Source organism: Mesorhizobium sp. B2-6-1 (assembly GCF_006440475.1).
In the GTDB taxonomy this organism is placed as follows: domain Bacteria; phylum Pseudomonadota; class Alphaproteobacteria; order Rhizobiales; family Rhizobiaceae; genus Mesorhizobium.
Genome location: NZ_VFUH01000010.1, coordinates 41696 through 67495, shown reverse-complemented (window position 1 = coordinate 67495; position 25800 = coordinate 41696). Strand labels below are relative to the sequence as shown.

Annotated in this window: 25 protein-coding genes; 13 read left to right on the top strand and 12 right to left on the bottom strand. The window is 65.2% G+C overall.

From position 1 onward, the window contains the following. Window positions 1-5: 5 nt before the first annotated feature. From hisG to hisS, 3 genes are all read right to left on the bottom strand, one after another. Window positions 6-704: an ATP phosphoribosyltransferase gene (hisG, locus tag FJ443_RS20425; RefSeq protein ID WP_140656600.1), complete on the bottom strand. Its 699-nt coding sequence runs from the start codon at window positions 702-704 to the stop codon at window positions 6-8. Continuing rightward, on the bottom strand, window positions 701-1822 hold the full coding sequence (locus FJ443_RS20420) for an ATP phosphoribosyltransferase regulatory subunit (protein ID WP_140665729.1): 1122 nt from the start codon (window positions 1820-1822) through the stop codon (window positions 701-703). The genes hisG and FJ443_RS20420 overlap by 4 nt, the downstream gene beginning before the upstream one ends. A gap of 178 nt (window positions 1823-2000) precedes the next feature. After that, on the bottom strand, window positions 2001-3506 hold the full coding sequence (gene hisS, locus FJ443_RS20415; protein ID WP_140581203.1) for a histidine--tRNA ligase: 1506 nt from the start codon (window positions 3504-3506) through the stop codon (window positions 2001-2003). A gap of 249 nt (window positions 3507-3755) precedes the next feature. On the opposite strand from hisS, the gene FJ443_RS20410 reads away from it, so the two are divergent. After that, on the top strand, window positions 3756-4001 hold the full coding sequence (locus FJ443_RS20410) for a hypothetical protein (RefSeq protein ID WP_140498363.1): 246 nt from the start codon (window positions 3756-3758) through the stop codon (window positions 3999-4001). A gap of 2 nt (window positions 4002-4003) precedes the next feature. Here FJ443_RS20410 and FJ443_RS20405 read toward each other — a convergent pair whose 3' ends face one another. After that, window positions 4004-4642 carry a DNA-3-methyladenine glycosylase I gene (locus tag FJ443_RS20405; protein ID WP_140665586.1) on the bottom strand — a complete coding sequence of 213 codons (639 nt, stop codon included), beginning with the start codon at window positions 4640-4642 and terminating at the stop codon, window positions 4004-4006. Between the two features lie 214 nt (window positions 4643-4856). On the opposite strand from FJ443_RS20405, the gene FJ443_RS20400 reads away from it, so the two are divergent. Both FJ443_RS20400 and FJ443_RS20395 read left to right on the top strand, forming a co-directional pair. Beyond that, on the top strand, window positions 4857-5591 hold the full coding sequence (locus FJ443_RS20400) for a L,D-transpeptidase (protein WP_140498365.1): 735 nt from the start codon (window positions 4857-4859) through the stop codon (window positions 5589-5591). A 252-nt stretch (window positions 5592-5843) separates the two neighbouring features. Next, window positions 5844-6764, top strand: coding sequence for a bifunctional 5,10-methylenetetrahydrofolate dehydrogenase/5,10-methenyltetrahydrofolate cyclohydrolase (locus FJ443_RS20395; RefSeq protein WP_140524795.1), 921 nt, complete (start codon window positions 5844-5846; stop codon window positions 6762-6764). A 13-nt stretch (window positions 6765-6777) separates the two neighbouring features. Here the strand turns inward: FJ443_RS20395 and glcF are convergent, their stop codons facing one another. The 4 genes from glcF to FJ443_RS20370 form a co-directional block, all read right to left on the bottom strand. Then, window positions 6778-8103, bottom strand: a complete 1326-nt coding sequence (gene glcF / locus FJ443_RS20390) for a glycolate oxidase subunit GlcF (protein WP_140560405.1) — start codon at window positions 8101-8103, stop codon at window positions 6778-6780. Window positions 8104-8114: 11 nt separating this feature from the next. Beyond that, window positions 8115-9320: a glycolate oxidase subunit GlcE gene (gene glcE / locus FJ443_RS20385; RefSeq protein ID WP_140665583.1), complete on the bottom strand. Its 1206-nt coding sequence runs from the start codon at window positions 9318-9320 to the stop codon at window positions 8115-8117. A gap of 223 nt (window positions 9321-9543) precedes the next feature. Beyond that, window positions 9544-11040 (bottom strand): FAD-linked oxidase C-terminal domain-containing protein, encoded by a 1497-nt coding sequence (locus FJ443_RS20375; protein WP_140665577.1) that lies wholly within the window; start codon window positions 11038-11040, stop codon window positions 9544-9546. Between the two features lie 160 nt (window positions 11041-11200). Next, complete coding sequence (locus FJ443_RS20370; RefSeq protein WP_140498370.1) at window positions 11201-12523, bottom strand: DUF3422 family protein; 1323 nt, start codon at window positions 12521-12523, stop codon at window positions 11201-11203. A 210-nt stretch (window positions 12524-12733) separates the two neighbouring features. On the opposite strand from FJ443_RS20370, the gene FJ443_RS20365 reads away from it, so the two are divergent. The 3 genes from FJ443_RS20365 to FJ443_RS20355 are packed head-to-tail and all read left to right on the top strand — an operon-like array spanning window position 12734 to window position 15506. Then, on the top strand, window positions 12734-13537 hold the full coding sequence (locus FJ443_RS20365) for an FCD domain-containing protein (protein WP_140515030.1): 804 nt from the start codon (window positions 12734-12736) through the stop codon (window positions 13535-13537). A 25-nt stretch (window positions 13538-13562) separates the two neighbouring features. Beyond that, window positions 13563-14699 (top strand): alpha-hydroxy acid oxidase, encoded by a 1137-nt coding sequence (locus FJ443_RS20360; protein WP_140524799.1) that lies wholly within the window; start codon window positions 13563-13565, stop codon window positions 14697-14699. Window positions 14700-14738: 39 nt separating this feature from the next. Further along, on the top strand, window positions 14739-15506 hold the full coding sequence (locus FJ443_RS20355) for a metallophosphoesterase family protein (protein WP_140524800.1): 768 nt from the start codon (window positions 14739-14741) through the stop codon (window positions 15504-15506). A 40-nt stretch (window positions 15507-15546) separates the two neighbouring features. On the opposite strand, the gene FJ443_RS31425 is transcribed toward FJ443_RS20355, so the two are convergent. Continuing rightward, window positions 15547-15687, bottom strand: a complete 141-nt coding sequence (locus FJ443_RS31425) for a hypothetical protein (RefSeq protein ID WP_181165325.1) — start codon at window positions 15685-15687, stop codon at window positions 15547-15549. A 281-nt stretch (window positions 15688-15968) separates the two neighbouring features. Then, the gene (locus tag FJ443_RS20345) at window positions 15969-16667 is read right to left on the bottom strand and encodes a type 1 glutamine amidotransferase (protein WP_140515250.1); all 699 of its coding nucleotides are present in this window, start codon (window positions 16665-16667) and stop codon (window positions 15969-15971) included. 88 nt (window positions 16668-16755) lie between these two features. Here FJ443_RS20345 and FJ443_RS20340 point away from each other — a divergent pair, with 88 nt between their 5' ends. From FJ443_RS20340 to FJ443_RS20325, 4 genes are all read left to right on the top strand, one after another. Then, a complete protein-coding gene (locus FJ443_RS20340; protein WP_140581216.1) occupies window positions 16756-17418 on the top strand; it encodes a hypothetical protein in 663 nt (220 codons plus the stop codon). A gap of 31 nt (window positions 17419-17449) precedes the next feature. After that, window positions 17450-18184, top strand: a complete 735-nt coding sequence (locus FJ443_RS20335; RefSeq protein WP_140581219.1) for a 16S rRNA (uracil(1498)-N(3))-methyltransferase — start codon at window positions 17450-17452, stop codon at window positions 18182-18184. Between the two features lie 244 nt (window positions 18185-18428). Beyond that, complete coding sequence (locus FJ443_RS20330) at window positions 18429-19802, top strand: glutamate--cysteine ligase (RefSeq protein WP_140558666.1); 1374 nt, start codon at window positions 18429-18431, stop codon at window positions 19800-19802. 99 nt (window positions 19803-19901) lie between these two features. Continuing rightward, on the top strand, window positions 19902-20948 hold the full coding sequence (locus tag FJ443_RS20325; RefSeq protein WP_140581224.1) for a DUF937 domain-containing protein: 1047 nt from the start codon (window positions 19902-19904) through the stop codon (window positions 20946-20948). Between the two features lie 170 nt (window positions 20949-21118). Here the strand turns inward: FJ443_RS20325 and FJ443_RS20320 are convergent, their stop codons facing one another. Beyond that, entirely contained in the window at window positions 21119-21409 is a 291-nt protein-coding gene (locus FJ443_RS20320; protein ID WP_140498379.1) for a DUF1127 domain-containing protein, read from the bottom strand. Between the two features lie 177 nt (window positions 21410-21586). Between FJ443_RS20320 and FJ443_RS20315 the strand changes: the two genes are divergently transcribed. From FJ443_RS20315 to FJ443_RS20305, 3 genes are all read left to right on the top strand, one after another. Continuing rightward, window positions 21587-22543 carry a LysR substrate-binding domain-containing protein gene (locus FJ443_RS20315; protein ID WP_140498380.1) on the top strand — a complete coding sequence of 319 codons (957 nt, stop codon included), beginning with the start codon at window positions 21587-21589 and terminating at the stop codon, window positions 22541-22543. A gap of 76 nt (window positions 22544-22619) precedes the next feature. Beyond that, window positions 22620-24251 (top strand): exodeoxyribonuclease VII large subunit, encoded by a 1632-nt coding sequence (xseA, locus tag FJ443_RS20310; RefSeq protein ID WP_140581227.1) that lies wholly within the window; start codon window positions 22620-22622, stop codon window positions 24249-24251. A gap of 8 nt (window positions 24252-24259) precedes the next feature. Next, window positions 24260-25378: a P1 family peptidase gene (locus FJ443_RS20305; RefSeq protein WP_140558658.1), complete on the top strand. Its 1119-nt coding sequence runs from the start codon at window positions 24260-24262 to the stop codon at window positions 25376-25378. A gap of 52 nt (window positions 25379-25430) precedes the next feature. Here FJ443_RS20305 and FJ443_RS20300 read toward each other — a convergent pair whose 3' ends face one another. Continuing rightward, on the bottom strand, window positions 25431-25682 hold the full coding sequence (locus FJ443_RS20300; protein ID WP_140498383.1) for a DUF768 domain-containing protein: 252 nt from the start codon (window positions 25680-25682) through the stop codon (window positions 25431-25433). Window positions 25683-25800 lie beyond the last annotated feature (118 nt).

Sequence of the window (25800 nt, the reverse complement as noted above, 5' to 3'; positions counted from 1 at the left end):
GCCAGCTATTCCTTCACCGAGGCCATGCTCGCCGCTATGTCGCGCAGCATCGTCTCGTCGGCCGTGGAACGCGTCTTTCGCGATGCGACAAGACACGCCTGCGACCGCAGCACGACGCCGTCGACCAGCACCTTGAGATGGTTGGCGCGCAGCGTCGAGCCGGTGGTGGTGATGTCGACGATGACATCGGCAAGGCCGGCCGCCGGCGCGCCCTCGGTGGCGCCCAGGCTCTCGACGATGCGATAGACCTGGATACCGTGCTTCTGCGAGAAGAATTGCTGGGTCAGCCGCCAGTATTTGGTGGCGATCCTGAGCCGCCTTCCGTGACGCTGGCGGAAATCGGCGGCGACATCATCGAGGTCGGCCATGGTCTCGACGTCGAGCCAGATGTCGGGCACGGCCACCACGACATCGGCATGGCCGAAGCCGAGACGGGCGACGATTTCGGCGCGCGCCTCCCAGTCGGCGAGGTTCTCGCGCACGAGGTCCTCGCCGGTGATGCCGAGATCGACGGCACCTTGCCCGATCTCGCCCGATATTTCGGAGGCGGACAGGAAGACGACCTCGACGTTGTCCATGCCTTCGACGCGGGCGTGATATTTGCGCTCGTCACCGGGCAGGCTGATGGCGAGGCCTGCCTTCGCCAGCACCTCCAGCGCCTGCTCCTTCAGCCGGCCCTTGGACGGGATCGCCAGCGTGATCATCGTGCGCGCTCCCGCAATGCCTCGATGCGGTCGAGCCAGACCGAGAAGCCGACGCCGGGGATCGGCGTCTTGGCGCCGAGCAGCGTCAGCAGCCGGTCGTAGCGGCCGCCGCCGGCCAGCGGCCTGTCACCATCTTGCGCCGCGATCTCGAAGACGAGGCCGGTGTAATAATCGAGCGGCCGGCCGAAGGCCGCGTCATAGCGGATCTTTTGTGCCGGCAGGCCATTCGCCTCGACGGCCTTGGCGCGCGCCGCGAACTTTTCCAGCGCCGCTCCCAGCGAAAGCCCGGCGGCACCGGCAAAACTCTCGAGCGCCTGGGCCGCGCCATCGAGCGGCACGTCGATCGCCAGAAAGGTCTTCAGCGCCGCGAAGGCTTCGTTGGACAGCCGCACGCTGCGCAGCTCGGCCTTTTCGATCAGCCGCCGCGCGATATCGGCCGGCGCGCGTCCGGCCGAAGCCGACAGGCCGGCCTGTTCCATGCCGCCGGCTATATGCGCGGAGAGACCGTCCAGGTCACCGTCGAGCACAAGTGCCGCGACCGGGCCGGAGAGCTGGCTGTTGCGCGGCGGATTGGCGAGATCGGCAAGGGCTGCCTCCAGCATCGTCGCCGAGCCGAAGGCGCGGGCGAGCCGCATGCGCCAGCCGCGCGGCAGGCCGAGAGCCGCCAGCACCGCCTCGAAGATGGCCTGGTCGCCGAGCGTGATCGCCAGCGCCTGGCCCGGCAGCGCCAGCGACAGCAGTGCATGCGCGTCGGCCACCGAACGGGCATCGGCAGCGGCCGTGTCGCGGTCGCCGAGATCCTCGATGCCGGCCTGGAAGAACTCGTTGCCGCCTTCGCGGCGCTGGCGGAACACTTCGCCCAGATAGGAGTAGCGACGCGGCGTACCGGCCTGGCTGGCGATATGATCGAGGCAGACGGGAATGGTGAATTCCGGCCGCAGGCAGAGCGTCTGCCCGGTCTCGCTTTCGGTCAGGAAAATGCGGCGGCGCAAATCCTCGCCGGCCATATCGAGAAACGGATCGGCCGGCTGCAGCACGGCGACCTCCACCGCATGCGTGTCGCGGGTCGCGAAGAGGCCGGCGATGTCGGCCGCGATGGCGGGATAGCGGGAGGTCACAGAGCGCATGGGCGCGAGGCACCCCCCTCTGTCCTGCCGGACATCTCCCCCGCAAGGGGGGAGATCGGCAGCTTCGAGCGCAGCGCCTTTTCTGCCACGACGGAGATTGGCGAAAGCATAAGCGACATCCAATCTCCCCCCTTGCGGGGGAGATGGCCGGCAGGCCAGAGGGGGGTGCTCAAGCGCCACCCTTCGCGCGGTCGGCTGCCTGCTCCGCCAGGATCTTTCTCACCTGCGCCACCAGCTCGCTTTCCGCCACCGTGACCTGTGCCGGGCGGGCGGCGCGCCATTCGGCATTATCCGTGATCTCGGCCGACAGGCGCGCGCCTTCGATCAGGTCCTTGATCTGCAATTCGCCCTTGGCGCGCTCGTCGCCGCCCTGGATGATCGCGACCGGGCAGCCGCGACGGTCGGCATATTTGAGCTGCGCCTTCATGCCGGCGCCGCCGAGATACATTTCGGAGCGAATGCCTGCGGCACGCAGCTCGCCCACCATCTTCTGGTAGCGGCCGAGGCTGTCGGTGTCCCTGTCCATCACCAGCACGACGACCGGCGCGATCACGTCGGCGTTGTCGAGCTTGCCGAGGTTCTTCAGCGCCGTCATCAGCCTGGAAACGCCGATGGAAAAACCGGTCGCCGGCACCGGCTCGCCGCGGAAGCGCGACACCAGCCCGTCATAGCGGCCGCCGCCCCCGACTGAACCGAAGCGCACGATCTGGCCATCCTCGTTGGGGATCTCGGCCAGGAGCTCGGCTTCGAAGACCGGGCCGGTGTAGTATTCGAGGCCGCGCACCACGGAGCGGTCCATGGCGACGCGATCTTCGCCGTATCCCGCCGCCCTGACCAGGGCCTCGATGGTCGCGAGCTCGCCAACGCCCTCCTGGTAGACGGCGTTCGCACCGACGCTGGCATCCTGGCCGGCCTGCGCGTTTCGCGCCGTCGCCAGAAGAACCGCCTCGGCTTGCGTATCATTCAGCCCGGCGCCTTTGGCGAAGTCGCCCTCGCCTTCCTTGCCGCCGTCCCAGCGCCCTGGTCCCAAGAGAAGCCGCACGCCTTCCGGCCCGAGCTTGTCCAGCTTGTCGATCGCCCGCAGCACGGTCAGCCGACGACTCGTATTCCCTTCACCTCCGAGGCCGATCGCCTCGAGCACGCCGTCCAGCACCTTGCGGTTGTTGACGCGGATGACGTAGTCGCCGCGCTTGATGCCGAGCGCTTCCATCACATCGGCCATCATCATCGCCATCTCGGCGTCGGCGGCGACGCCCGGCGTGCCGATCGTGTCGGCGTCGAACTGCATGAACTGGCGGAAGCGGCCGGGACCGGGCTTCTCGTTGCGGAACACCCAGCCGGAACGGTAGCTGCGATAGGGTTTTGGCAGGCGCTCGAAATTCTCGGCGACGAAACGCGCCGTCGGCGCGGTCAGGTCGTAGCGCAGCGACAGCCACTGGTCGTCATCGTCCTGGAAGGAGAACACGCCTTCGTTCGGCCGGTCCTGGTCGGGCAGGAATTTTCCGAGCGCATCGGTGTATTCGATCAGCGGCTGGTCGGCGGGTTCGAAACCGTAGAGTTCGTAGACCGAGCGGATGGTCGCCATCATCTTCTCGACGGCGCGGATATCTTCGGCGCTGCGGTCGGCAAAACCGCGCGGCAGCCGCGCTTTCGTCTTTTCCGATTTGTCGGCCATGGATTCGCCCGGTGTTTCGTGTTGCTGAAAACTCAACAGCGTTGCGATTTTCGCAACGGGCGTGTCCTAACCGAACAGGTCCTACCGGGCAAGGCCGGTGGCAGGCGCTGTCTCCATGCATGCGAGAAGGCACGCGGGCGTTCGCCGAAACAAAAACGCACCGAAAATGAAACAATCCCGCCATCGGCGCGGCATCGTGCCGACATAATCGAGGCCGATACAGCGCACCGCAATGGAGGGGTTCGGGACATGATGAGCGCGGTGGAATTTCACGACAACAGGGATGCGGGCGACATGCCGGCACGCCTGCGCGCCGCAGATGTCCAAGCTCCCAGCATGATCGGCCAGCCGGCCGGACCGTTCGAGGTACACGCCGATACCGGACCTTCCCTGCGCGACGCATTGGTGACCGGCCTGCTGGTGATCTATCCAACCGTCGCCACCGTGGTCGCGATCGTCGCCGACCTGTTCCTGGGAAGTGCCAACGGCGCCTGAGGCTATTTCGGCCGTTTGAAAGCCTTCCGTTCTTTCTCGACCTCTTTGCGGCACACACACCCCTCGAGATGATCGTTGACCAGGCCCATCGCCTGCATGAAGGCGTAGACCGTGGTCGGGCCGACGAAGGTCCAGCCGCGCTTCTTCAGATCCTTGGAAATGCGGATCGAGACCGCCGTGGTCGGATTGGCGCGCAGATGGGCGAGGTCGACCACCTGCGGCCGTTCCTCCCTGCCGGGTTCGAACTTCCAGAACCAGGCAGCGAGCGAGCCGAATTCATCGGCCATTTCGCGGGCACGCCTGGCGTTGTTGATGGTTGAGACGATCTTGCCGCGATGGCGGATGATGCCGGCATCGCCGAGCAGGCGCTCGACGTCCTTGTCGGTGAAGGCGGCGACCTTGTCGAAATCGAAGCCGGCGAAAGCGGCGCGAAAATTCTCCCGCTTGCGCAGGATGGTCAGCCAGGACAGGCCCGACTGGAAACCTTCGAGACAGATCTTCTCGAACAGCCGGCGGTCGTCCGCCACCGGGCGGCCCCATTCATGGTCATGGTAATGCAGGTAGTCGGGCAGATTGCCGTGCCAGAAGCAGCGCGAGACACCGTCGGGTCCGGCGAGAAGGCCGGTTTGTTCCTTGTCCATGGCGAGAATTCCATTCGTTAACGCGCTGGTTGCGCTGCTTTACCTTGGCTTTACCAGATTCCTGAACGCGGCGGTAACCACACCAAAAGGTTTACCGACAGTTCCGCATTTTACACATTCCGATTCATGTTTCGGTTGCTGTTCCCGCGCCAATGATCGCTGAACCGGGAGGTGGTTTCCACCCGGTTTGTCAGACGATCAAGGTGCTTTCCCGATGAAGAGAGTTTTGTTTTCCGTGCTCGGCGCCGTGGCTGCGTTTGCCGCAGGCGTCACACCTTCCACGGCCGGAGACCGCTATGCCGACAGACCGCCGGTGATGGTGAGCCCCGACCTTTCCGCCCCCTGGGTGCTGCAGCTTGGCCAAGCGCCGGGGATCGTGCGGCAGAACCGGCAGGTCGCGCAGCAGCCGCGCCCGCGTTATGCGCAGCCCGACCGCGTGCAAACGGCGGCCGTGCAGGCCCCGGCCAAGCGCATGGTCGCGCGCCCGCAGATCAATCCGATCTACCTGCCGCAGGAAGTCGCCTATGACGGCTCCCAGAAGCCGGGCACCATCGTCATCGATACGACCCAGAACTTCCTCTATCTGGTCGAAAAGAACGGCAAGGCGCGGCGCTATGGCGTCGGCACCGGCAAGCCGGGCTTCGAATGGTCGGGCACGCACAAGATCACCAACAAGCGGGTCTGGCCGGACTGGCGCCCGCCGGCCGCGATGATCAAGCGCGAGGCCGCCAAGGGGCGTTACCTGCCAACCTACCTGGCCGGGGGCATGGAGAACCCGCTCGGCGCGCGCGCGCTCTATCTCGGTAGTACGGAATATCGCATCCACGGCACCAACCAGCCCTGGACGATCGGCGGCGCCGTGTCGTCGGGCTGCATCCGCATGCGCAACGAGGATGTCGTCGACCTTTATGAACGGGTCGATGTCGGAACCACTGTCGAGGTGATATAATAGTTGCTGCGAATCACCCGATCCGGAAGCGCAGCGCTTCCCGGGATCGGAAGGAATAACGGGGGACGGGCCGTATGGGGATGCGGCCGGTCAGAAAGGGCGGCACGGGAAACCGTGCTGCCCTTTCCGTTTCGGACGAAGCACTGCCGCGCCCGCACGTCGCGCAAAAGGCATGACGGTTCGCATTCGTGCTGCCATTGCCGCTGTTCTTTTGCTATGGCAAGGCAACGCTCAGGTCAGAAGAGTCCGATCATGTCACTGTCCGACGACAGCCGCTATCTCAAGGGCGGCCCGGTTGCCCGGCGCATCATCGCCTCCGTGCGCGAGGATGCGGCGATCGCAAGGGCCGAAGGGTTCCCGCCCAAACTGGTGTCGATCACCGTCGGCGATACGGCGGCGGTGGATGTCTATGTACGAAACCAGCGCGCCAAGGCAGAGCTGGCGGACATCGATTTCGACGAACGGCGCTTTCCCGCCACCATCACCGCGGGCGAACTGGAAGCGGCGATCCACGGCCTGAACGCCGATCCGCGCGTTACCGGCATCATCATCCAGCGGCCGGTGCCGGCACATATCCCGATCAGGACGTTGCAGGCGGCGGTGCATCCGCTGAAGGACGTCGAAGGCATGCATCCGGCCTCGATCGGCAACATCGTCTACAACCAGCTCGATCTGGCGCCCTGCACGGCGGCCGCCTCGGTCGAGTTGCTCAAGGAAACCGGCCTCGACCTCAAGGGCCTGGAAGTGGTGATGGTCGGCCACTCCGAGATCGTCGGCAAGCCGATCGCCTTCCTCTTGATGAGCGAAGGCGCGACGGTCACGGTCTGCCACCACATGACGCGCTCGGTCGCCGCGCACGCGCGCCGCGCCGATGCGCTGTTCGTCGCCGTCGGCAAGCCGCGCCTGATCAAGGCCGACATGGTAAAGCCGGGTGCGGCCGTCATCGACATCGGCATCAATTCCGAGACGCTGCCGGACGGTTCCACCCGTATCGTCGGCGACGTCGACACCGACAGCGTGAAGGACGTGGCCTCCTGGATCACTCCGGTGCCGGGCGGCGTCGGTCCGATCACCGTTGCGATCCTGCTGCGCAACACGATGGTGGCGCTCAGCCGCCAGCGCGCGCTCTACGAGGCGACCTACGGCACGATCGACAGGCTGGCGGCCGAATAACGCCGGGCGGCCCCTACTCAGCGGCGATCAGGCCGGGTTCGGCGACACCTTCCGGCCTCGGCCCGCCATAGGCCCAGTCGAGCAGCTTGATCGTATGCACCACCGGCAGCTTCGCGGCAGACGCGATCTGCGTTATGCAGCCGATATTGCCGGTGGCGACGACCGAAGCGCCGGTAGCCTCGATGTTTTTCACCTTGCGGTCGCGCAGCCTGGCCGAAATATCCGGCTGCAGAATGTTGTATGTGCCGGCCGAACCGCAGCACAAATGCCCTTCGCGCGGCTCGCGCACGATGAAACCGGCTTTGGCCAGCAATTCCCTAGGCTGGCGGGTGATCTTCTGGCCGTGCTGCATCGAGCAGGCCGAATGATAGGCGACGACCGTGCCCGGCTTGCGCACCGGTTCGGGCAGGTCGATGGCGGTCAGGTATTCGGTAATGTCCTTGGCCAGCGCGGAGACACGTGCAGCCTTTTCGGCGTAGGCCGGATCGAGCCGCAGCATGAAACCGTAATCCTTGATGGTGGTGCCGCAGCCCGACGCCGTGATGATGATGGCATCGATCCCGCCTTGTTCGATGGCGTGGGTCCAGGCATCGACATTTTGCCTTGCCGAAGCAAGGGCGGCTTGCTCGCGGCCCATGTGATGGACGAGCGCGCCGCAACAGCCCTCGCCCGGCGGCACCACGACCTCGACGCCAAGCCGCGTCAGCAGTGAAATGGTCGTGTCGTTGATGGCGGGATCGAGCACCGATTGCGCGCAACCGGTGAGGATGGCGACGCGGCCCCTCTTCGCCCCCCGCCCGGTATGGGTGCCCGGCGAAGCCATCGGCGATGCTCCCGGGATCGATTCCGGCGCGAGCTTGAGCATTGCGCCAAGCGGCTTCAATGCCGGGATCTTCTCGAACAGGCCGATGAACGGCTTGCCCAGTTTCGCCAATTTGAGCGCGGCGCGAAAACGCCGGGGATAGGGCAGGACGAAGGCCAGCATGGCGCGGGTCAGGCGATCGAGCAGCGGCCGCCTATAGGTCTGCTGGATATGGGCGCGGGCATGGTCGACCAGATGCATGTAGTTGACGCCAGACGGGCAGGTGGTCATGCAGGCGAGGCAGGAAAGGCAGCGATCGATATGGGTGACGATCTCCTTGTCGGCGGGGCGACCGTTTTCCAGCATGTCCTTGATCAGGTAGATGCGCCCGCGCGGTGAATCGAGTTCGTTGCCCAGCGTCACATAGGTCGGGCAGGTAGCGGTGCAGAAACCGCAATGCACGCATTTGCGCAGAATCTTTTCCGACTCGGCAACATGCGGGTCGGCAAGCTGTGCGGGCGAGAAATTGGTCTGCATCTCTTGATGTCCTAGGCCATGCGGCCGGGATTGAGGATGTTCTTGGGGTCGAATTCGTGCTTCAGCCGCTGGCTGAGCGCTGCCAGTGAGGGAGCCTGCGGCTCGAACACCGGCAGGGCGGCGCGGTGCGAAGGAGCCGCGCGCACCAATGTCGCATGGCCGCCGCCATGTTTTCTCAGAAGTCCGCGCAGCAGCGTCGCTTCCGGGTCACCCTCCTCCATGCGCAGCCACACCAGTCCGCCCTGCCAGTCATAGAAGGCGCTGACGGCGGCCTGCATGCGCAGCGTCAAAACCATCTGGTGCGCCTGGGCAGGCGCCATCGATACGCGCCAGAGCGGTTTGTCGTTGTTGTCCGCGAAAGGCCTGCAATCGCGCACGTCACGCCACAGGGCAGCTGACGCTTCGCTGCAAATCTCCTCCAGTGGTCCGGCATTTCCGAGCAACGCCTTCAGCGCGGCGATGCGATAGGCGACGGAGGGGCCAAAACCCTCCACCCGAAGCAGCGTGGCCGCATCATTGCCGAGCGCACCTGCGGCAACCCGTGCGGCAATCCGCTCCGGAAGGTGCGCGGCGCTCGATACTTCAGCACTGGAGCCGAGCGCCAGGGCCATGGCCGCGGCGGCCGCATCGTCGAGCAGGCCGCGGATGGCGAGCGTAACCTCGGTCTCGGCCGACGGCAGCACCTTGAAGGTGACGTCGGTGAACACGGCCAGCGTGCCCCAGCTGTTGGCCATCAGCTTGGACAAATCGTACCCGGTGACGTTCTTGACCACGCGGCCGCCGGATTTGAATGCCTCGCCGCGGCCGGACACCACGTTGATGCCCAGGATATGGTCGCGCGCCGCCCCCGCCTTCAGCCGGCGCGGGCCGGAGAGGTTCGCTGCAAGCGCACCACCAAGCGTGCCCTTGCCCGGCTCGCCGCCGAGCAGCGGGCCGTAATCCATCGGCTCGAAAGCGAGTTGCTGGCCGTTTTGCGCCAGCAGCGTCTCGATTTCGGCCAGCGGCGTGCCGGCCTTTGCCGACAGCACCAGTTCGGCTGGTTCATAGAGCGTGACCCCGGCGAGCCTCGACAGGTCGAGCGTGTGCTCGGTCTGCAGCGGACGGCCGATGCCGCGCTTGGAGCCATGGCCGAGGATTTCGAGTGGCGAGCCTTCCGCCGCCGCCCAGGCGACGGTGGAGAGGACTTCGGAAGGGGTGGTGGGAGTGAAGGTGGTCATGGCGCCGATGCGCCATATGCAAATGCGGAAAAGCCGCGTTCCTTCGCGCCCCCCTCTGTCCTGCCGGACATCTCCCCCTCAAGGGGGGAGATTGGATGCCGCGCCGGGTTTCGCCAATCTCCAGCGTTGGCGGAAGGGCGAAGCGACGAAGCTGCCAATCTCCCCCCGTGAGGGAGAGATGTCCGGCAGGACAGAGGGGGGCGTTCAGGCGCTGACATAACCCTCAAAACCTCGGAATGTCCGGAAACGCTAACTCTCCGCGATGCACATGCATGCGCCCCAGCTCCGCGCAGCGGCGCAGTTGCGGGAACACCTTTCCCGGGTTGAGCAGATGATTGGGATCGAAGGCGCATTTGACCCGCATCTGCTGGTCGAGGTCGATCTGGTTGAACATTTCCGGCATCAGGTCGCGTTTTTCGACGCCCACCCCATGCTCGCCGGTCAAGACGCCGCCGACCTTGACGCACAGCCGCAATATGTCGGCGCCGAAACTCTCGGCCTTGTCGAGTTCGCCCGGCACGTTGGCATCATAGAGGATCAGCGGATGCAAATTGCCGTCGCCGGCATGGAAGACATTGGCGACGCCGAGCCCGTATTTTTCGGAGAGCTCGCGCATGCCGGCCAGCACGCGCGGCAGTTCCTTGCGCGGGATGGTGCCGTCCATGCAATAATAGTCGGGCGAGATACGGCCGACCGCGGGGAAGGCAGCCTTGCGCCCTGCCCAGAAGCTCAATCGCTCCTGCTCCGACTGCGAAATGCGGCAGGTGGTCGAACCGTTGCGGATGGCGATCGCCTCGACCGCGGTGATGAGATGATCGACCTCGACGCTGGGCCCATCGAGCTCGACGATCAGCAGAGCCTCGACATTCAGGGGATATCCGGCATGGACGAAATCCTCCGCCGCATGAATCGCCGGACGGTCCATCATCTCCATGCCACCGGGAATGATGCCGGCGCCGATAATGTCGGCGACGCATTGGCCACCCTGCTCGCTGGTCGGGAAGCCGATCAGCAGCGCACGTGCCGTCTCCGGCCTCTTCAAAATGCGCACGATGACTTCGGTGACGACGCCCAGCAGGCCTTCGGAGCCGGTCATGACGCCGAGCAGGTCGTAGCCTTCCGCGTCCAGATGCCTGCCGCCGAGCCGCACCACCTCGCCGCTCATCAGCACCATCTCGATGCCGAGCACATTGTTGGCGGTCAGGCCGTATTTGAGGCAGTGCACGCCGCCGGAATTTTCGGCGACATTGCCGCCGATCGAACAGGCGATCTGGGAAGATGGGTCGGGGGCGTAGTAAAAACCCTCCTGCTCGACGGCGGTGGTGATGCCGAGATTGGTGACGCCCGGCTGGGCGACGACGATGCGATTGGGGAAATCGATCTCGATAATGCGGTTGAAGCGGCTCATGACCAGGAGCACCGCGTCCTCCAGCGGCAGCGCGCCGCCCGACAGCGAGGTGCCGGAGCCGCGCGGCACGACGCGGATGTTGCGGTCATTGCAGTATTTCAGCACGCGCGAAACCTGTGCCACCGTTTCGGGAAGCACCACGACCAATGGCAATTGCCGGTAGGCGGTCAGGCCATCGCTCTCGAAGGCGCGCATTTCGTTGGCCGCGTCGACCACACCCTCGCCCGGCACGATAATGCGCATGTCGGCGACGATCTCGCCGCGCCGGCGCATCGTGGCGTCGTCTGGCTTGGGCATGGCAAGGCCGGACATCGGCAGCCTCATCTCGCGTGACTGGTCAAAATCTTTTACCAGTGAAGGGCGTCGGTTGCAAACCCCGCTTTGACCGAGAGCGGACACGGACGCAACGGACGCCTTCCGTAGCGGCAATCTGCCGCTGGCGCGCTTTACCCTGTGGGAAGTAAAGGCGCGCCTACTCGCCCGGATGTTTCGTCGGCTCGGAATGCATGCGCCGCACCCGCCGCACGCCCCACCAGACCAGCAGGATGGCGAGCGGCACGCACGCCGCCGTGACCACTTCGGGCGCGAAGGCATGGCCGAAGATCGAGGCGCCCTTGGCGACATAGCCGACGAGGCCGACGACATAGTAGGAAACGGCCGCGACCGACAGGCCTTCGACGGTCTGCTGCAGGCGCAGTTGCAACCGGGCGCGATTGTTCATCGAGGCGAGCAGGTCGCGGTTCTGCTTCTCGACCTCGACATCGACCCAGGTGCGCAGCAGCGTGGTGGCGCGCGTCAGCTTGCGCGACAGGTTGGCCTGACGCTCCTCGACCGAACGGCAGGTGCGCATGGCAGGCGCCATGCGCCGCCGCAGGAACCCCGCCCAGGTGTCATATCCCTGTACGGCTTCTTCCTCGAGCGCTTCCAGCCTTTCGCCGACGATGCCGTCATAGGCACGGCTGGCGCCGAAGCGGTAGAGGCTCGACGCCGCGTCGGCTTCCAACTCAGCCGCGAGTTCGGTCAGGTCGGCAAGCAATTTCTGGCTGTCGCGGGTCTCGGCGAGTTTCATCTCCAGCGTGATCTGGGCCAGCCTGTCCTCGATACGGCGGGCGCGACCGGACAAGGCCAGCGCCAACGGCAGGCCGAGCATGGCGAGCGTGCGGTAGGTCTCGATGTCGATCAGCCGCTGCGACAAGGCGCCGGTACTGGCCGGCGTCAGGGCGCGGTCAAGGATCAGCATACGGGTCAGGCCGTCGCCATCCTGGCGGAAATCGGTGACGATTGCTGCATTGCCGCGTTCGACCAGCGAATAGCAGAGGCTGGTCGGATCGAAGCCGGCGATCGACCGCTCGCCCGCCTGCGTCCATTTGCGGATCTCGAGCCGGATGCCTGAAATAACGGTTCCGGGTGGAGAAAATCCGTTGCCGAACGGCGAATCCTCCTGGCCCTTGCCGCCTTCGGCAAGCGGCCCTTCCCACAGATAGGTGGAGAATTCGGTATGCCGCTCCCAGCGCAACGAGCCCTGGCCCCATCTCATGGCGTGATGGCGGGCCTGACGGTCGGGCGCGGCTATGCCGAGCCGGCGCGACAGCTCGGAAAGCACCGAATGATCGACGCCGGCGCCACCCTCGGTCATGAAGGCGAGCTGGATCAGCACACGCGGCTTCTCGACCAGCGGGTGCGGACGGGCATGGACTTCGCCCAGCGCGCCGGGCCGTCCCTCATGCGCGGGAAATCCGAGCACGCTGCCCTTGGCGCGCGGCTGAAATTCGAGATTGGACGGGTCGTGCGACACGGCTTGTTCCCCGGGTTTCTTTGAACCCTCTTGCAGTTGCGTCCTCTAGAGCCAATAGGCTCCTGACGCAAACAGCAAAGTTTAGCCGAAGAGGATAGGGGCGCGAGCGGGGAAGCCGACACGCTTCGACCAATTGGATAAATAATTTGACCAGTTGGCGACGCTGGCTTTATCTTGCGCGACACCGGTTCAACACTCCCAGGCATGCCGTTGAGCGACATTTTTTCCAGAATCGAGCACTCGCGAACCGCCGACGAGGTGGTGCAGCAGATCGAAAGCCTCGTCCTCGAAGGCGTGCTGCGCACCGGCGACCGGCTGCCTGGCGAGCGCGAGCTGGCACGCCAGTTCGATGTGTCCCGGCCGATCCTGCGCGACGCGCTGAAGGCGCTCGAGGGACGCGGCCTTTTGACGACGCGGCCGGGCGGCGGCACATATGTAGCCGACATCATCGGCCAGCTGTTCACCAAGCCGGTGGCGGACCTGATCTCGACGCATCGCAAGGCGGTGGCCGATTACCTGGAATATCGCCGCGAGGTGGAGGGGATCGCCGCCGAATATGCGGCGCGGCGCGCCACGCCGGAGGACCTGGCCCTGCTCGACCGCATCATGGCACGCATGGACGAAGCGCACCGCACCGGGGATTTCGACGACGAAGCCGAGATCGACGTCGAATTCCATCATGCGATCTGTGAATGCGCGCACAACATCCTGCTCCTGCATACGCTGCGCTCCTGCTACAGGCTGCTGTCGGAAGGCGTGTTCCAGAACCGGTTGCTAGTGTTCACGGTGCCCGGCGCGCGCGATGCGCTGCTGGCCCAGCACCGGGCGATCCACATCGCGGTCAAGGCCGGCGACCCGGCCGGCGCGCGGCAGGCGGCGATGGACCACATGATCTATGTCGAGCGGTCGATGGCGCAAGCCGAGCGCAGCGGCGACTGGCAGCGCGTATCGCGGCTCAGGCTCAGGCAACGCTCTGAAGCCGGCGATGCCGAACCGGCGCGCAAACGCTCCTGAACGATATCGATCAAGCGGGGACACGATGAGCGACATTCTCACCATTGCCGACCTCAAGGACCTGGCGCGACGGCGCGTGCCCAGGATGTTCTTCGAGTATGCCGATTCCGGCGCATGGACCGAGAGCACCTACCGGGCCAACGAGGAGGACTTCCAGAAGATCAAGTTCCGCCAGCGCGTGCTGGTCGACATGAGCAACCGCTCACTGGAATCGACCATGATCGGCGAGAAGGTGGCCATGCCGGTGGCGCTGGCCCCAACCGGCCTGACCGGCATGCAGCATGCCGACGGCGAGATGCTGGCGGCGCAGGCGGCCGAGGAATTCGGCGTGCCGTTCACACTGTCGACGATGAGCATCTGCTCGATCGAGGATGTCGCGTCGGTGACGAAGAAGCCGTTCTGGTTCCAGCTTTACGTGCTGCGCGATAAGGACTTCGTGCTCGACCTGATCGACCGGGCAAAAGCGGCGAAATGCTCGGCGTTGGTGCTGACGCTCGACCTGCAGATCCTCGGCCAACGGCATAAGGATGTCCGCAACGGACTTTCGGCGCCGCCCAAGATGACGCTGGCCAACATCGCCAACATCGCGGTCCGTCCGCGCTGGTGGATGGGCATGGCCGGCACGAAGCGCCGCACGTTCCGCAACATCGTCGGCCACGCCAAGGGCGTCGGCGACGTGGCTTCGCTGGCGTCATGGACGACGGAGCAGTTCGACCCGCATCTGTCGTGGAAGGATGTCGCCTGGATCAAGGAACGCTGGGGCGGCAAGCTGATCCTGAAAGGCATTCTCGACAAGGAAGACGCATTGATGGCCGCTGAAACGGGCGCCGACGCGATCGTCGTTTCCAACCATGGCGGGCGTCAGTTGGACGGCGCATCCTCGTCGATCATGGCGCTGGAGGAAATCGCGGACGCGGTCGGCGACAGGATCGAGGTGCACATGGATGGCGGCATCCGCTCCGGCCAGGACGTGCTGAAGGCACTGTGCCTCGGCGCTAGGGGCACCTATATCGGCCGGCCGTTTCTCTACGGCCTGGGCGCGCTCGGCAAGGAAGGCGTTACCAAAGCGCTGGAAATCATCCGTAAGGAGATGGACATCACATTGGCGCTGTGCGGAAAACGTCTGGTGACCGACATGGGCAAGGACCAGATCCGGCGCTAGCCAGGTCGGCGACGGCCTGATCACGGAGACAGCGATACGTTGGCAGAACCCGACATTCATTTCCTGGACGCGCGCGGACCGGACGGCATGCGTCTCTACGCAATCGGCGATGTCCATGGCCGGCTCGATTTGCTGGCCGCCATGCATCAGCGGATCGAGAGCGAGCTCGAATGGAAGCCGGCTCGCGACTGGCGCGTCATCCACCTCGGCGACTATGTCGACCGTGGGCCGGACTCCAAGGAGGTCGTCGATTTCCTGATCGAGGCGCGCAAACGCGATCCGCGAAACCTGATGCTTGCCGGCAATCACGATCTCGGCTTTCTCGATTTTCTCGATACCCCTGACCCGGACGGGCTTTTCATGCGCTATGGCGGGGTCCAGACGGCGCTATCCTACGGTGTGCCCCTCGCGGCCGACGCCGGCTGGTTCGGCAGGATGGAGACGATGAGACGGGGGCATCAGGCTCTGCTCGAAGCCGTACCGCAACACCATATCGACTTCCTGCGCTCGCTACCCTTCTCAATCAGCTTCGGCGACTTCTTCTTCTGCCATGCCGGCATCAGGCCAGGCGTTGCCCTGGAGAACCAGAATCCGCAGGATCTGATCTGGATCCGCGACGTTTTCCACGATCACGCCGGCCTTTTCCCGAAGATCGTGGTGCACGGCCACACGCCCGTTCCCGAGGCGGAAGTCATGGCCAACCGCGTCAATGTCGATACGCTCGCCTGGCAATCAGGCATGCTGAGCGCGCTCGTTGTCGAGGACGCCGACAAACGCATTCTGACAATGACAATAAGGGAAGCTTGAGTGGCGCGCGCCGCGGAAACGACGCGAACGGTCCGGCTATTCAGCGCAGCGAAGCGGTGACGCCGTAGCCGTCGACGGCGTTGTGGTTGTTGGCGGCATCGGCCGCATAGATGCCGAGACCGCAAATCACGATGGCGGACATCATGGCAAAGGACAGAAGCGCTGCTTTCACGGACGTCATCTCTTGTTGAGCTTCCTGCATCTGTGCACGAGGCGGTTACCAATGCGTTGAAACCGAAAATACGTCTCAAAGTTTCGACGATTTCGCGCTTCTAGGCACGTTCTGTATCGGCGGTGTGTCGCACGGGCCACACAAAGGTCCATCGCGGTTGCACCGGTGATGCAGAGCGCGCGCCTTCTAGGATGGCGGGCGTACACAAGCCAAGGACGAAACCGGTTTTCCCCAGGCGGATTCACCGCCGCGTGCCAATTATGCCACGCCCTGGTCCGCAGAGATGATGCTCAGATCGTCGCCACCCATGCGCGGGCGATGGCAAGGCCGGCAGCATCGGCATCCGGTCCGTTACGGGCCATTTCGCCATCGAGCTTGCCGGCCCAGTCGGGGTGGCGCGCTGCAATGATCGGCGCGAAAGAGGTGCTCCAGTCCTTCACCAGCGGCCGATCGGCCTCGAAGTGGAACTGGAAGCCGTAGACGGCGCGGCCGACGCGGAACGCCTGGTTCTCGGCGACATCATTGCCGGCGAGCCGCACGGCGTTTTCAGGCAGCACGAAGGTGTCGTCGTGCCATTGGAAGATCGGGAACTTTTCCGGAAGCTCGGCCAGCACCGGATCGGCCTTGGCGTCCGGCGTCAGCGAAACGCCGCGCCAGCCGAATTCGTTGGCGCCGCCGATGCGGTTCTCGCCGCCGAAGGCGCGGGCAACCAGCTGGCTGCCGAGGCAGATGCCGAGCACCGCGCGGTTCTTGCCGGCGAAATCGCGGGTCAGTTCGAGCAGCGCCGGAAAATAGGGATATTCCTCATCGGCCAGCGCGTTCTGGCCGCCGCCGAGCACCACCATGGCGTCGTGGCCGTTCGCATCATCCGGCAGCGGATCGCCCTTGTAAGGAAGGCGGATGTCGAGATCGGCACCGGCTTCCGCAAGTGCCGCGCCGACCTGGCCGAGGCCGGTGTTGTCGTAGTTCTGGACCACCAGCACCCGCATCGCAAAACCCTGCTGACGTGAAAACGATGCGACGAGCGATATCATGGCGCCGGCATTTCAGCCAAGATGCGGGCGCGCGGAGAAAACTATGCCACTGCAAAACCGGGTCGATCCGTTCGGCGCTATCCACGCCGTGCCCGAGCGCGGCCTGTTCATGGGCAATCGCGGCATCATCCACGATCCCGAGACCAGGACGCTGTTGAAAAAACGCTGGGCGCTTCACGCCTGGATCATCTGCGTCTGCGACTTCGGCGACGTGCGGCGCGAGCCGATGGGCCGCAACCGGCGACGTGATGATCTATCGGGACCCAAGGCGGGCTGGACGGAACTGTTCTTCCTCGACGAGGTGACGGCGCTGGCGGCGGGCCATCGGCCCTGCTTCTTCTGCCGGCGCGAACGGGCCAGGGATTTTGTGGGTCGCTTCGGCGAAGCCTTCGGCATAACGGAGCCGCGCGCGCCGCAGGTCGACAAGCGGCTGCACAAGGAGCGGCTGGCCGCGGGCGGCAAGCCGCCGGTGGTGGCGGCTGACGAGCTTGCAGGCCTGCCCGACGGCACGATGGTCGACCGTGGCGGCAATGCCTACGCCTTGCGTCGCGGCAAGGCGCTGCGCTGGTCGTTTGCAGGATATTGCGGAGCGCAGGATTTCAACGACCTCGCTCATCGGCCGCTGCGGCTGCTGACGCCGCCGACCACGATCGGCGTGCTGAGGCGAGGCTACGAACCCGTCTGGCATCCTTCCGCCAAGGCTTGACGGCAACCGTCGCCTCGCCCATTCCTCGGCCATGCGCGCCAACTACAAGATGCAACGCCTGTTCGTGCCCGACGATCTCGGGCCGGAGATCGAGTTCGACGCCGGCCACCAGCAGAGCCATTATCTCCTGCACGTGCTGCGGCTTGGCGAGGGCGCCGAGATCCTGTTGTTCAACGGCCGCGACGGCGAATGGTCGGCGGCCATCGCGGCCAAATCCAAGAAGGCGGTGAAGCTGAGGGTGCTGGCGCGGCAACGGCCGCAGCCGCCGCTGCCCGATCTCGTCTACTGCTTCGCACCGCTGAAGCAGGGCCGGCTCGACTATCTGGTGCAAAAGGCGGTCGAAATGGGCGCCGGCGTGCTGCAGCCGGTCATTACCCAGCACACGCAAGTGGCGAAACCCTCCATCGACCGGTTGCGCGCCAATGTCGTCGAGGCGGCCGAGCAGTGCGGCATACTTGCGGTGCCGCAGGTGCGGGAAGCGGAAAAGTTCGAACGCCTGCTGACCGGCTGGGACAAGGAGCGGCGGCTGATCTTCTGCGACGAGGACGCTTCGACCAACAATCCCCTGCCCGCGCTGCAAGCGGTGAGCGAAAGGAAGCTCGGCCTGCTGGTCGGGCCGGAAGGCGGATTTTCCGACGAAGAGCGCAAGGTGTTGCGCGCTCTGCCTTTCGTTACCGCCATTCCGCTCGGCCCGCGCATCCTGCGCGCCGACACGGCCGCCGTGGCCGCACTGGCGGTGATGCAGGCCACAATCGGCGATTGGTGAGGGTTTCTTCCTTCTCACACAAGGGAGACGGGAAGAGCCGCATCGTTCAATTCCTGTTGACCTCTGGCTCAGGATTTTTCGCTTGATCGGCTACTGACATTTCGTCCATCTAGCGCCGGCGGTCGTCCGGCCGCCCTGCAGTGCCGCGCGTCGACGCGCAAAGGCCGCTGTAGTACTTTGATTTTGGCGCATATCTCGAAAATCGAGGTCGATTTCGGGATCGTTGCGCCGCAGGGGCTTGATGATGGCGCGTGACACAACCGATTTCCGGCCGATCGAAGGCATGGACGAACTCGTCGCGCACCTAGCCGAGGGCAACAAGCCGCGGGAGAAGTGGCGCATCGGCACCGAGCACGAGAAATTCCCGTTCTACGTCGACGGCAACGGGCCCGTGCCCTATGGCGGCGAGCGCGGCATACGCGCCATCCTCGAAGGCATGCAGTCAAAGCTCGGCTGGGACCCCATCATCGATGACGGCCGCATCATCGGCCTGGTCGAGCCGACCGGCCAGGGCGCGATTTCGCTGGAGCCCGGCGGCCAGTTCGAACTCTCCGGCGCGCCGCTGGAGACGATCCACCAGACCTGCCGCGAGGGCAATGCCCACCTGGCGCAGGTGCGCGAGATCGCCGAGCCGATGGGCATCCGCTTCCTTGGCCTTGGCGGCAGCCCGAAATGGTCGCTGGCCGAGACGCCGAAAATGCCGAAGTCGCGCTACGAGATCATGACGCGCTACATGCCCAAGGTCGGCACCAAGGGCCTCGACATGATGTACCGCACCTGCACGATCCAGGTTAATCTGGACTTCGAGAGCGAGGTGGACATGCGGCGCAAGATGCAGGTGTCGCTGAAGCTGCAGCCGCTGTCGACGGCGCTGTTCGCCAATTCGCCCTTCACGGAAAGCCGGCCGAACGGCTTGCAGAGCTGGCGCGGCGACATCTGGCGCGACACCGACAACCAACGCTCGGGCCTGCTCGAATTCTGCTTCTCGCCCGATTTCGGTTTTGCCGACTATGTCGAATGGGCACTCGACGTGCCGATGTATTTCGTCATCCGCGACGGCCAGTACCACGACATGACGCACGTCACCTTCCGTCAGTTCATGGCCGGGGCCGTCCGCAATGAAATCCCGGACGGATTGCCGACGATGGGCGACTGGGCTAACCATCTGTCGACGCTCTTCCCCGACGTGCGGCTGAAGCGCTTTCTCGAGATGCGCGGCGCCGATGGCGGGCCGTGGCGGCGCATCTGCGCCCTTCCGGCCTTCTGGGTCGGGCTGCTTTATGACGAGGCAGCGCTCGATGCGGCGGAGGCGCTGACCTCGAGCTGGACCTACGGGGAAGTGCTGGCGATGCGCAACGCCGTGCCCGAACAAGGCATTTCGGCGCCGTTCCGCAACGCCACGTTGCGCGACATCGCTCGCGACGTGCTCACCATCTCGCGCATGGGGCTGAAGAACCGCGGCAAGAAGAACCGCGACGGCTATGACGAGACCTCGTTCCTCAACACGCTCGACGAAGTCGTGGCGCGCGGCACCACCAGCGCCGAGGAGATGCTGTCGGCCTACCACACACGCTGGGGCGGCTCGATCGAGCCGGTGTTCATGGAATACGCCTATTAACCCTCGGCTTCGAGGCGGCCGAGCTCCTGCAAAAGCCGCTTCAATCGGCGGTGGAAACGAATTAGGCTTCTCCGGCGGGGATTTCCGGAGGAGAGACCAATGCCTTCCTTGTTCGACATGCTGGCACAAGCCCAGAACGGCAGCGGCATGCAGGCGCTTGCCCAACAATACGGGCTCTCGATGCAGCAGACGCAATCTGCGGTGGAGGCGTTGCTGCCTGCCTTTTCGCAAGGACTGAGGCGCAACACCGCCGATCCCTATGGGCTCGGCGCCTTCATGACGGCGATGGCGAGCGGTCAGCACGCCAAGTATTTCGAGGACGCGACCCGGGCCTTCTCGCCGCAAGGCATCAATGAGGGCAACGGCATTCTGGGGCATCTGTTCGGCTCGAAGGATCTGTCGCGCGCGGTTGCCGGCCAGGCGGCGCAAGCGACCGGTATCAGCCAGCAGGTGCTGCAACAGATGCTGCCGGCCCTGGCCTCGATGATGATGGGCGGGCTGTTCAAGCAGACCACCAATCAGTTGGCCGGGGGGCAGATGCAGGCGGCCAGCGGCTTCGGCGCCGCCGGCAGCAATCCGCTGGGCGAGATCATCGAGCAGATGATGCGCCAGGGAGGCGGCCTGGGCGGCGCCCAGGCGCCGGCGCCGCAGCCGAGCCCGCCATCGCAAGACCCGATGGACAACCCGCTTGGCAAGGTGCTGCAGGACATGTTCGGCGGCGGCGCGCCACAGCCGCAAAGCCGATCCCAGCCACAACCGCAGCAGACACAGAACCCCTTTGGCGACAATCCGCTCGGCAAGGTGCTGCAGGACATGTTCGGCGGTGGCGCGCAGCCGCCGCAGGACCAGCCTCAGCCGCAGCAGACCCAGAGCCCCTATGGCGACAGTCCGCTAGGCAAGATCTTCGAGGAGATGCTGCGGCAGGGTGGCGGTGCATCAGGCGGCGAGCAGCCGGCGCCGCAGCCCCAAGCTCGGCGGCAGCCCCAGGCGCCGCAGCCGCAGGCCAATCCGAGCGGCAGGCCGACGAACCCGTTCGACGATCTGTTTGGCAAGATGTTCGAGACCGGAGCGCAGCAGCGCGACGACTACCAGAAAGGCATGGAGTCGATTTTCGACCAGTTCAAGCGCGGCATGGATCGGCGGTAGCCGTCGCCCAGGTTTTGGCTTTTGCCTCGCGCAAAAAGAAAGCCCGGTCCTTGGGAGGACCGGGCAGCGTGCAGGCAGGCCGGCGGGGGACCGGCAGGGAGTGGGAAGCCTGCATGAACCTTGGTCGCGCTGACTGATGAAAAGGTTCAGCGGGACCGAAATTCAACCGATCAGGCCACCCTGCGGGCGATGTCCTCGATGGTTTCGACGCGATCGCTGGCGATTTCGCGCAGCATCGCCGTCGGATCGCGGCCAAACGGCACGTCGATGGCGACGTGCAGGTCGGCGCGCGTCAGGCCGATATCGGCAAGCTCGGCGTCCGACATCTCGCCGAGGCGATAGAAGGCACGGCGGTTTTTCCAGGCCTGGTAGACATTGGAGACCGCATTGATCGCGCGCGTCGCAACGGCCGGACGCGTGGTGATGCGCGAGGTCTCGGTGGCGAAATCAAACGTAACCATGTCGGTCTCCTTCAGACTCGAACGGGCAAAACCAGGCGATCGGCGCTGGCGACAGCGGCCGTTCCGGCTTCGATTCACATGCCTTCATGTGGACATCAGTAATTTGCCATTGCTCGATTGATTAATCCAACGAATGTTTCTAATCTTAAGCATCAACACTAGTGATGGATCATGCCGATGAAAGCGCCGCTCGATCTAGATCAGTTGCAGACCTTCATCTCGATCGCCGACACTGGCAGTTTCACCCGGGCGGCCGAAGAGGTGCACCGCACCCAGTCGGCGGTGTCGATGCAGATGCGCCGGCTAGAGGAGCGGATCGGCAAGCCGCTGTTCGAAAAGGAAGGGCGCAGCAACAGACTGACGGAGGAAGGCGACAAGCTGCTTTCCTACGCAAGACGGCTGCTCTATCTCAACCGCGAAACGCTGGCCGCCTTCGACGACCGGCGGCTCGAAGGCACGATCCGGATCGGTACGCCGGACGACTACGCCGACCGTTTCCTGCCCGAGATCATGGCGCGCTTCACGCGTTCCAATCCACGCGTCGAACTGACCGTCGTCTGCGAACCGACGCCGGGGCTGGTCGAACACATCAAGCGCGGCAATCTCGACCTGGCGCTGGTGACGCATAACGACGTGCGCGGCCAGTCCGAGGTGGTGCGGCGCGAACCGCTGCTGTGGGTCACCTCGGCCAACCATGCCACGCACGAGCAGGAAACGCTGCCTATGGCCTTTGGCCGGCCAAACTGTATCTGGCGGCGCGCCGCCGTCGACGTGCTTGACCAGCAGAACCGCGACTATCGCATCCTGTTCACCAGCTTTTCCGCAACGGTCATCACCGCCGCGGTGTTGTCGGGCCTGGCGATCTCGGTGCTGCCGGAATGCGCGCTCAGGCCCGGCATGCGGGTGCTGGGCGAGGCCGACGGCTTCGGCGCCCTGCCCGACTGCCGCATCGGCATCATGCGCGGCCAAACCTCGCGGCCGGAGATCGTCGATGCACTGGCCCGGCACATTTCCGAAAGCCTGGACAACATCTCGGTGCCGCTTGGCGAAGAGGCGGGAACGTTCGATTTCGCGGCACTCGCCTTCAGCAAGATGCGGCGAACCAAGCCGAACCAGATCCTGCCGGGCTGGTAAGCGATCAGACGCACCTGAACGCCGACCTGAAAACAGCCAGCTTGACGCCGGCGCGCAACCACCCCCCAATCGGCCGATGAGCGAAGCAGCATCCGAATCACGCAGCAACGCCACCGAATATACGGTGAGCGAAATATCAGGCGCCCTGAAGCGCACCGTCGAGGATGCCTTCGGCAACGTGCGGGTGCGCGGTGAAATCTCGGGTTATCGCGGGCCGCACTCCTCCGGCCATGCCTATTTCACGCTGAAGGACGACCGCGCGCGGCTCGACGCCGTGGTGTGGAAGGGCACGATGGGCCGGCTGAAATTCCGCCCCGAAGAAGGAATGGAGGTGATCGCCACCGGCAGGCTCACCACCTATCCCGGCAAATCCAACTACCAGATCGTCATCGACAATCTGGAACCGGCGGGCGCCGGAGCCTTGATGGCGCTGCTGGAGGAGCGCAAGCGCCGGCTGCAGGCCGAAGGACTGTTCGAGGGGGGCCGCAAGCGGTTGCTGCCCTTCATGCCGCGCGTCATCGGCGTCGTCACCTCGCCGACGGGTGCCGTCATCCGCGACATCATCCACCGGATCAAGGATCGTTTTCCGCTGCATGTGCTCGTCTGGCCGGTGCGGGTGCAAGGCGAAACCGCGGGCGCCGAGGTGACCGCCGCCGTCGCCGGTTTCAACGCGCTGGCAAGGGATGGCACCATCGAGCGCCCGGACCTGCTGATCGTGGCGCGCGGCGGCGGCAGCCTCGAGGACTTGTGGGGCTTCAACGACGAGGCCCTGGCCCGTGCCGTCGCCGCCTCCGCCATTCCGGTGATCTCGGCCGTCGGCCACGAAACCGACTGGACGCTGATCGACCTCGTCGCGGATGTGAGGGCGCCGACGCCGACGGGGGCGGCCGAAATCGCCGTTCCGGTTAAGGCCGACCTCGAAGCGACGCTCGCCAGTCTCGGCGCGCGGCTCAAGGCTGCGGTTTCGCGCAATTTCGAGCGCAAGCGCCAGTCCGTGCGCGCGGCGGCGCGTGCGCTGCCCTCGCCCGATCAGTTGCTGGCGCTGCCACGGCGTCGCCTCGACGAGGCGGCGAACCGGCTCGGGCGCGGCCTCATGGTTTCGACCGAACGCAAGCGGGGACGCTTCCTCGCCCTGAAACTGACGCCGGCAATGCTGTCGCAGCGAATTGCCGAGGCGCGGCGGACCAACGAGCGCAATCTTCTGCGGGCACAGGGTGCGTTGCGCGCGCTGACGAGGGCCCGGCGCGCGGAACTCAATCGCGCCGCCGATCAGTTGCCGAAATGCGCCCGGGCGTCGCTGCAGCGGCTCCGACAGCAATTGGCGGCGCTGCAGGGCCGCATCACCATAGAGCCCACGGCGCGGCGGCAGCGGACCCAAAGGGATTTCCTGACCGCGCTGACGCGGCGCAGCACGCATGCGGCATCGCTGAGGCTGGAGCGGCTGCGCAGTCGCGTCGCCCAGGCCGACCGCTTGCTGGCGACGCTGTCGCACAAGGCGGTGCTGGCACGCGGCTTCGCCCTGGTGAAGGATGCCGACGGCGCCGTCGTCAAGCGTGCGGCGGAATTGTCGGCGGGGATGGCGCTGTCCCTGGAGTTCGCCGACGGCACGGCGGATGCGGTCGCGACCAGCGGCTCGGCGCGGCCACGACCGGCCGCCAAAACCGCGACCAAGGCCAAGGAGCCCGGCAGCCAGGGCTCCCTATTCTGAACCGTGACATGACAGACAATCCGCATCATCACAAAACGCCCTCCGGCAAGCCGCGCGCGCGAAGCTTCGGCATCGGCTTCGACGGCACGCCCGGCCCGTTCAACGCGATCACCGACGTGGCTGGAGTGTCGGTCGGCTATTCCACGCTGATTTCAGGCGACGGCCCGCTCGTCGTGGGCCAGGGACCGGTGCGCACCGGCGTGACCGCGATCCTGCCCAGGCCGCGGGCCGACCTTGCCACACCGGTCTTCGCCGGCATCTTCAGCCAGAACGGCAATGGCGAACTGACCGGCTCGCATATCGTCGAGGAGACCGGCGCCTTCAACTTCCCCATCACCGTCACCAACACGCATTCCTGCGGCGTTTCGCGCGACGGCACGCTGCGCTGGATGAGCAAGGTGCTGCCAGCCGCACTCGACAGCGGCTGGGGACTGCCGGTGGCAGCGGAAACTTATGACGGCTTCCTCAACGACATCAACGGCCACCATGTGACATCAGGGCATGTTGCCGAGGCGCTCGACGGTGCCGCCAGCGGACCGATCGAGGAAGGCAGCGTCGGCGGCGGCACCGGCATGATCGCCTTCGGCTTCAAGGCCGGTTCGGGCACCGCGTCGCGCATCACCGAATGGCAAGGGCGTGCCTATACTGTCGGCGCCTTCGTGCAGGCGAATTTCGGCAAGCGGCGCAATTTCACGCTTCGAGGCCTGCGCGCCGGGCCGGAGCTCGTCGAACCCGCGATCCGCGAAGGCACGCCACGTGCCGAAAAAGGCTCGATCATCGCCGTTATTGCCACCGACGCACCGTTCCTGCCGCATCAGATGAAGCGGCTGGCCCGCCGTGTGCCGCTCGGCGTCGCCATGACCGGCGGCTTCGGCTATCACAGTTCCGGCGACATCTTCCTCGCCTTCTCTACCGCCAATCCCGACGCGGCCCTGGCGCCGCCGGGCCGGATCGCTCGCGCCGAGTTCATCCCCGACAGCGACATCGATCCGTTCTTCGATGCCGTGGTCCAGGGCGTCGAGGAAGCCGTCCTCAATGCGATGGTCGCCAACGAGGACATGACCGGCCGCGACGGCAATTTCGTGCCGGCGCTGCCGAAGGCGTGGCTGAAGGAGAAATTCGGCTGAGACAAATACGCGGACCGAATGGTCCGCGTATTCATACAGGATTGCTCCTGAATTATTCCGCAGCCTTGCTCGCGGCCTGCTGGTGCTCGTCGGCCTCGGCCGCTTCCTCGAGCCGGGAGGCGATGAGTTCCTGGATATCGCCGACTTCTTCCTGGATATCCTCCAGCGGTATGCCGACCTCGGCCGCCTTGGCAGCGCATTCCCTGGCCAGCGTCTCGGCCTGCTTCTCGATCCTGGCGTGGGACTGGCAATGGACTTTTTCGCCAATCCATCCCTGCAAGAATTCGATGGCGTGCTCACTCATATTGCTTTTCCCTGGCGGCGAAGCCGGTTGGTAATCATAAACGTCGGCATCCGGTGAAGGATGCATGTCCCCATTCCAGCCGAGTCGCCACCGGACGGCAAGCCGATGTCGTCCAAGG

Excerpts from the sequence above, each read along its gene's own strand:
- FJ443_RS31425 (WP_181165325.1), bottom strand. The coding sequence starts at position 15,687 with ATGACGTCCGTGAAAGCAGCGCTTCTGTCCTTTGCCATGATGTCCGCC.
- FJ443_RS20345 (WP_140515250.1), bottom strand. The coding sequence starts at position 16,667 with ATGCGGGTGCTGGTGGTCCAGAACTACGACAACACCGGCCTCGGCCAG.
- FJ443_RS20395 (WP_140524795.1), top strand. The coding sequence starts at position 5,844 with ATGTCACTGTCCGACGACAGCCGCTATCTCAAGGGCGGCCCGGTTGCC.
- FJ443_RS20320 (WP_140498379.1), bottom strand. The coding sequence starts at position 21,409 with ATGGTTACGTTTGATTTCGCCACCGAGACCTCGCGCATCACCACGCGT.
- glcF (WP_140560405.1), bottom strand. The coding sequence starts at position 8,103 with ATGCAGACCAATTTCTCGCCCGCACAGCTTGCCGACCCGCATGTTGCC.
- xseA (WP_140581227.1), top strand. The coding sequence starts at position 22,620 with ATGAGCGAAGCAGCATCCGAATCACGCAGCAACGCCACCGAATATACG.
- hisG (WP_140656600.1), bottom strand. The coding sequence starts at position 704 with ATGATCACGCTGGCGATCCCGTCCAAGGGCCGGCTGAAGGAGCAGGCG.
- FJ443_RS20360 (WP_140524799.1), top strand. The coding sequence starts at position 13,563 with ATGAGCGACATTCTCACCATTGCCGACCTCAAGGACCTGGCGCGACGG.
- FJ443_RS20330 (WP_140558666.1), top strand. The coding sequence starts at position 18,429 with ATGGCGCGTGACACAACCGATTTCCGGCCGATCGAAGGCATGGACGAA.
- FJ443_RS20325 (WP_140581224.1), top strand. The coding sequence starts at position 19,902 with ATGCCTTCCTTGTTCGACATGCTGGCACAAGCCCAGAACGGCAGCGGC.
- FJ443_RS20305 (WP_140558658.1), top strand. The coding sequence starts at position 24,260 with ATGACAGACAATCCGCATCATCACAAAACGCCCTCCGGCAAGCCGCGC.
- FJ443_RS20375 (WP_140665577.1), bottom strand. The coding sequence starts at position 11,040 with ATGTCCGGCCTTGCCATGCCCAAGCCAGACGACGCCACGATGCGCCGG.
- glcE (WP_140665583.1), bottom strand. The coding sequence starts at position 9,320 with ATGACCACCTTCACTCCCACCACCCCTTCCGAAGTCCTCTCCACCGTC.
- FJ443_RS20410 (WP_140498363.1), top strand. The coding sequence starts at position 3,756 with ATGATGAGCGCGGTGGAATTTCACGACAACAGGGATGCGGGCGACATG.
- FJ443_RS20335 (WP_140581219.1), top strand. The coding sequence starts at position 17,450 with ATGCGCGCCAACTACAAGATGCAACGCCTGTTCGTGCCCGACGATCTC.
- FJ443_RS20315 (WP_140498380.1), top strand. The coding sequence starts at position 21,587 with ATGAAAGCGCCGCTCGATCTAGATCAGTTGCAGACCTTCATCTCGATC.
- hisS (WP_140581203.1), bottom strand. The coding sequence starts at position 3,506 with ATGGCCGACAAATCGGAAAAGACGAAAGCGCGGCTGCCGCGCGGTTTT.
- FJ443_RS20340 (WP_140581216.1), top strand. The coding sequence starts at position 16,756 with ATGCCACTGCAAAACCGGGTCGATCCGTTCGGCGCTATCCACGCCGTG.
- FJ443_RS20405 (WP_140665586.1), bottom strand. The coding sequence starts at position 4,642 with ATGGACAAGGAACAAACCGGCCTTCTCGCCGGACCCGACGGTGTCTCG.
- FJ443_RS20400 (WP_140498365.1), top strand. The coding sequence starts at position 4,857 with ATGAAGAGAGTTTTGTTTTCCGTGCTCGGCGCCGTGGCTGCGTTTGCC.
- FJ443_RS20300 (WP_140498383.1), bottom strand. The coding sequence starts at position 25,682 with ATGAGTGAGCACGCCATCGAATTCTTGCAGGGATGGATTGGCGAAAAA.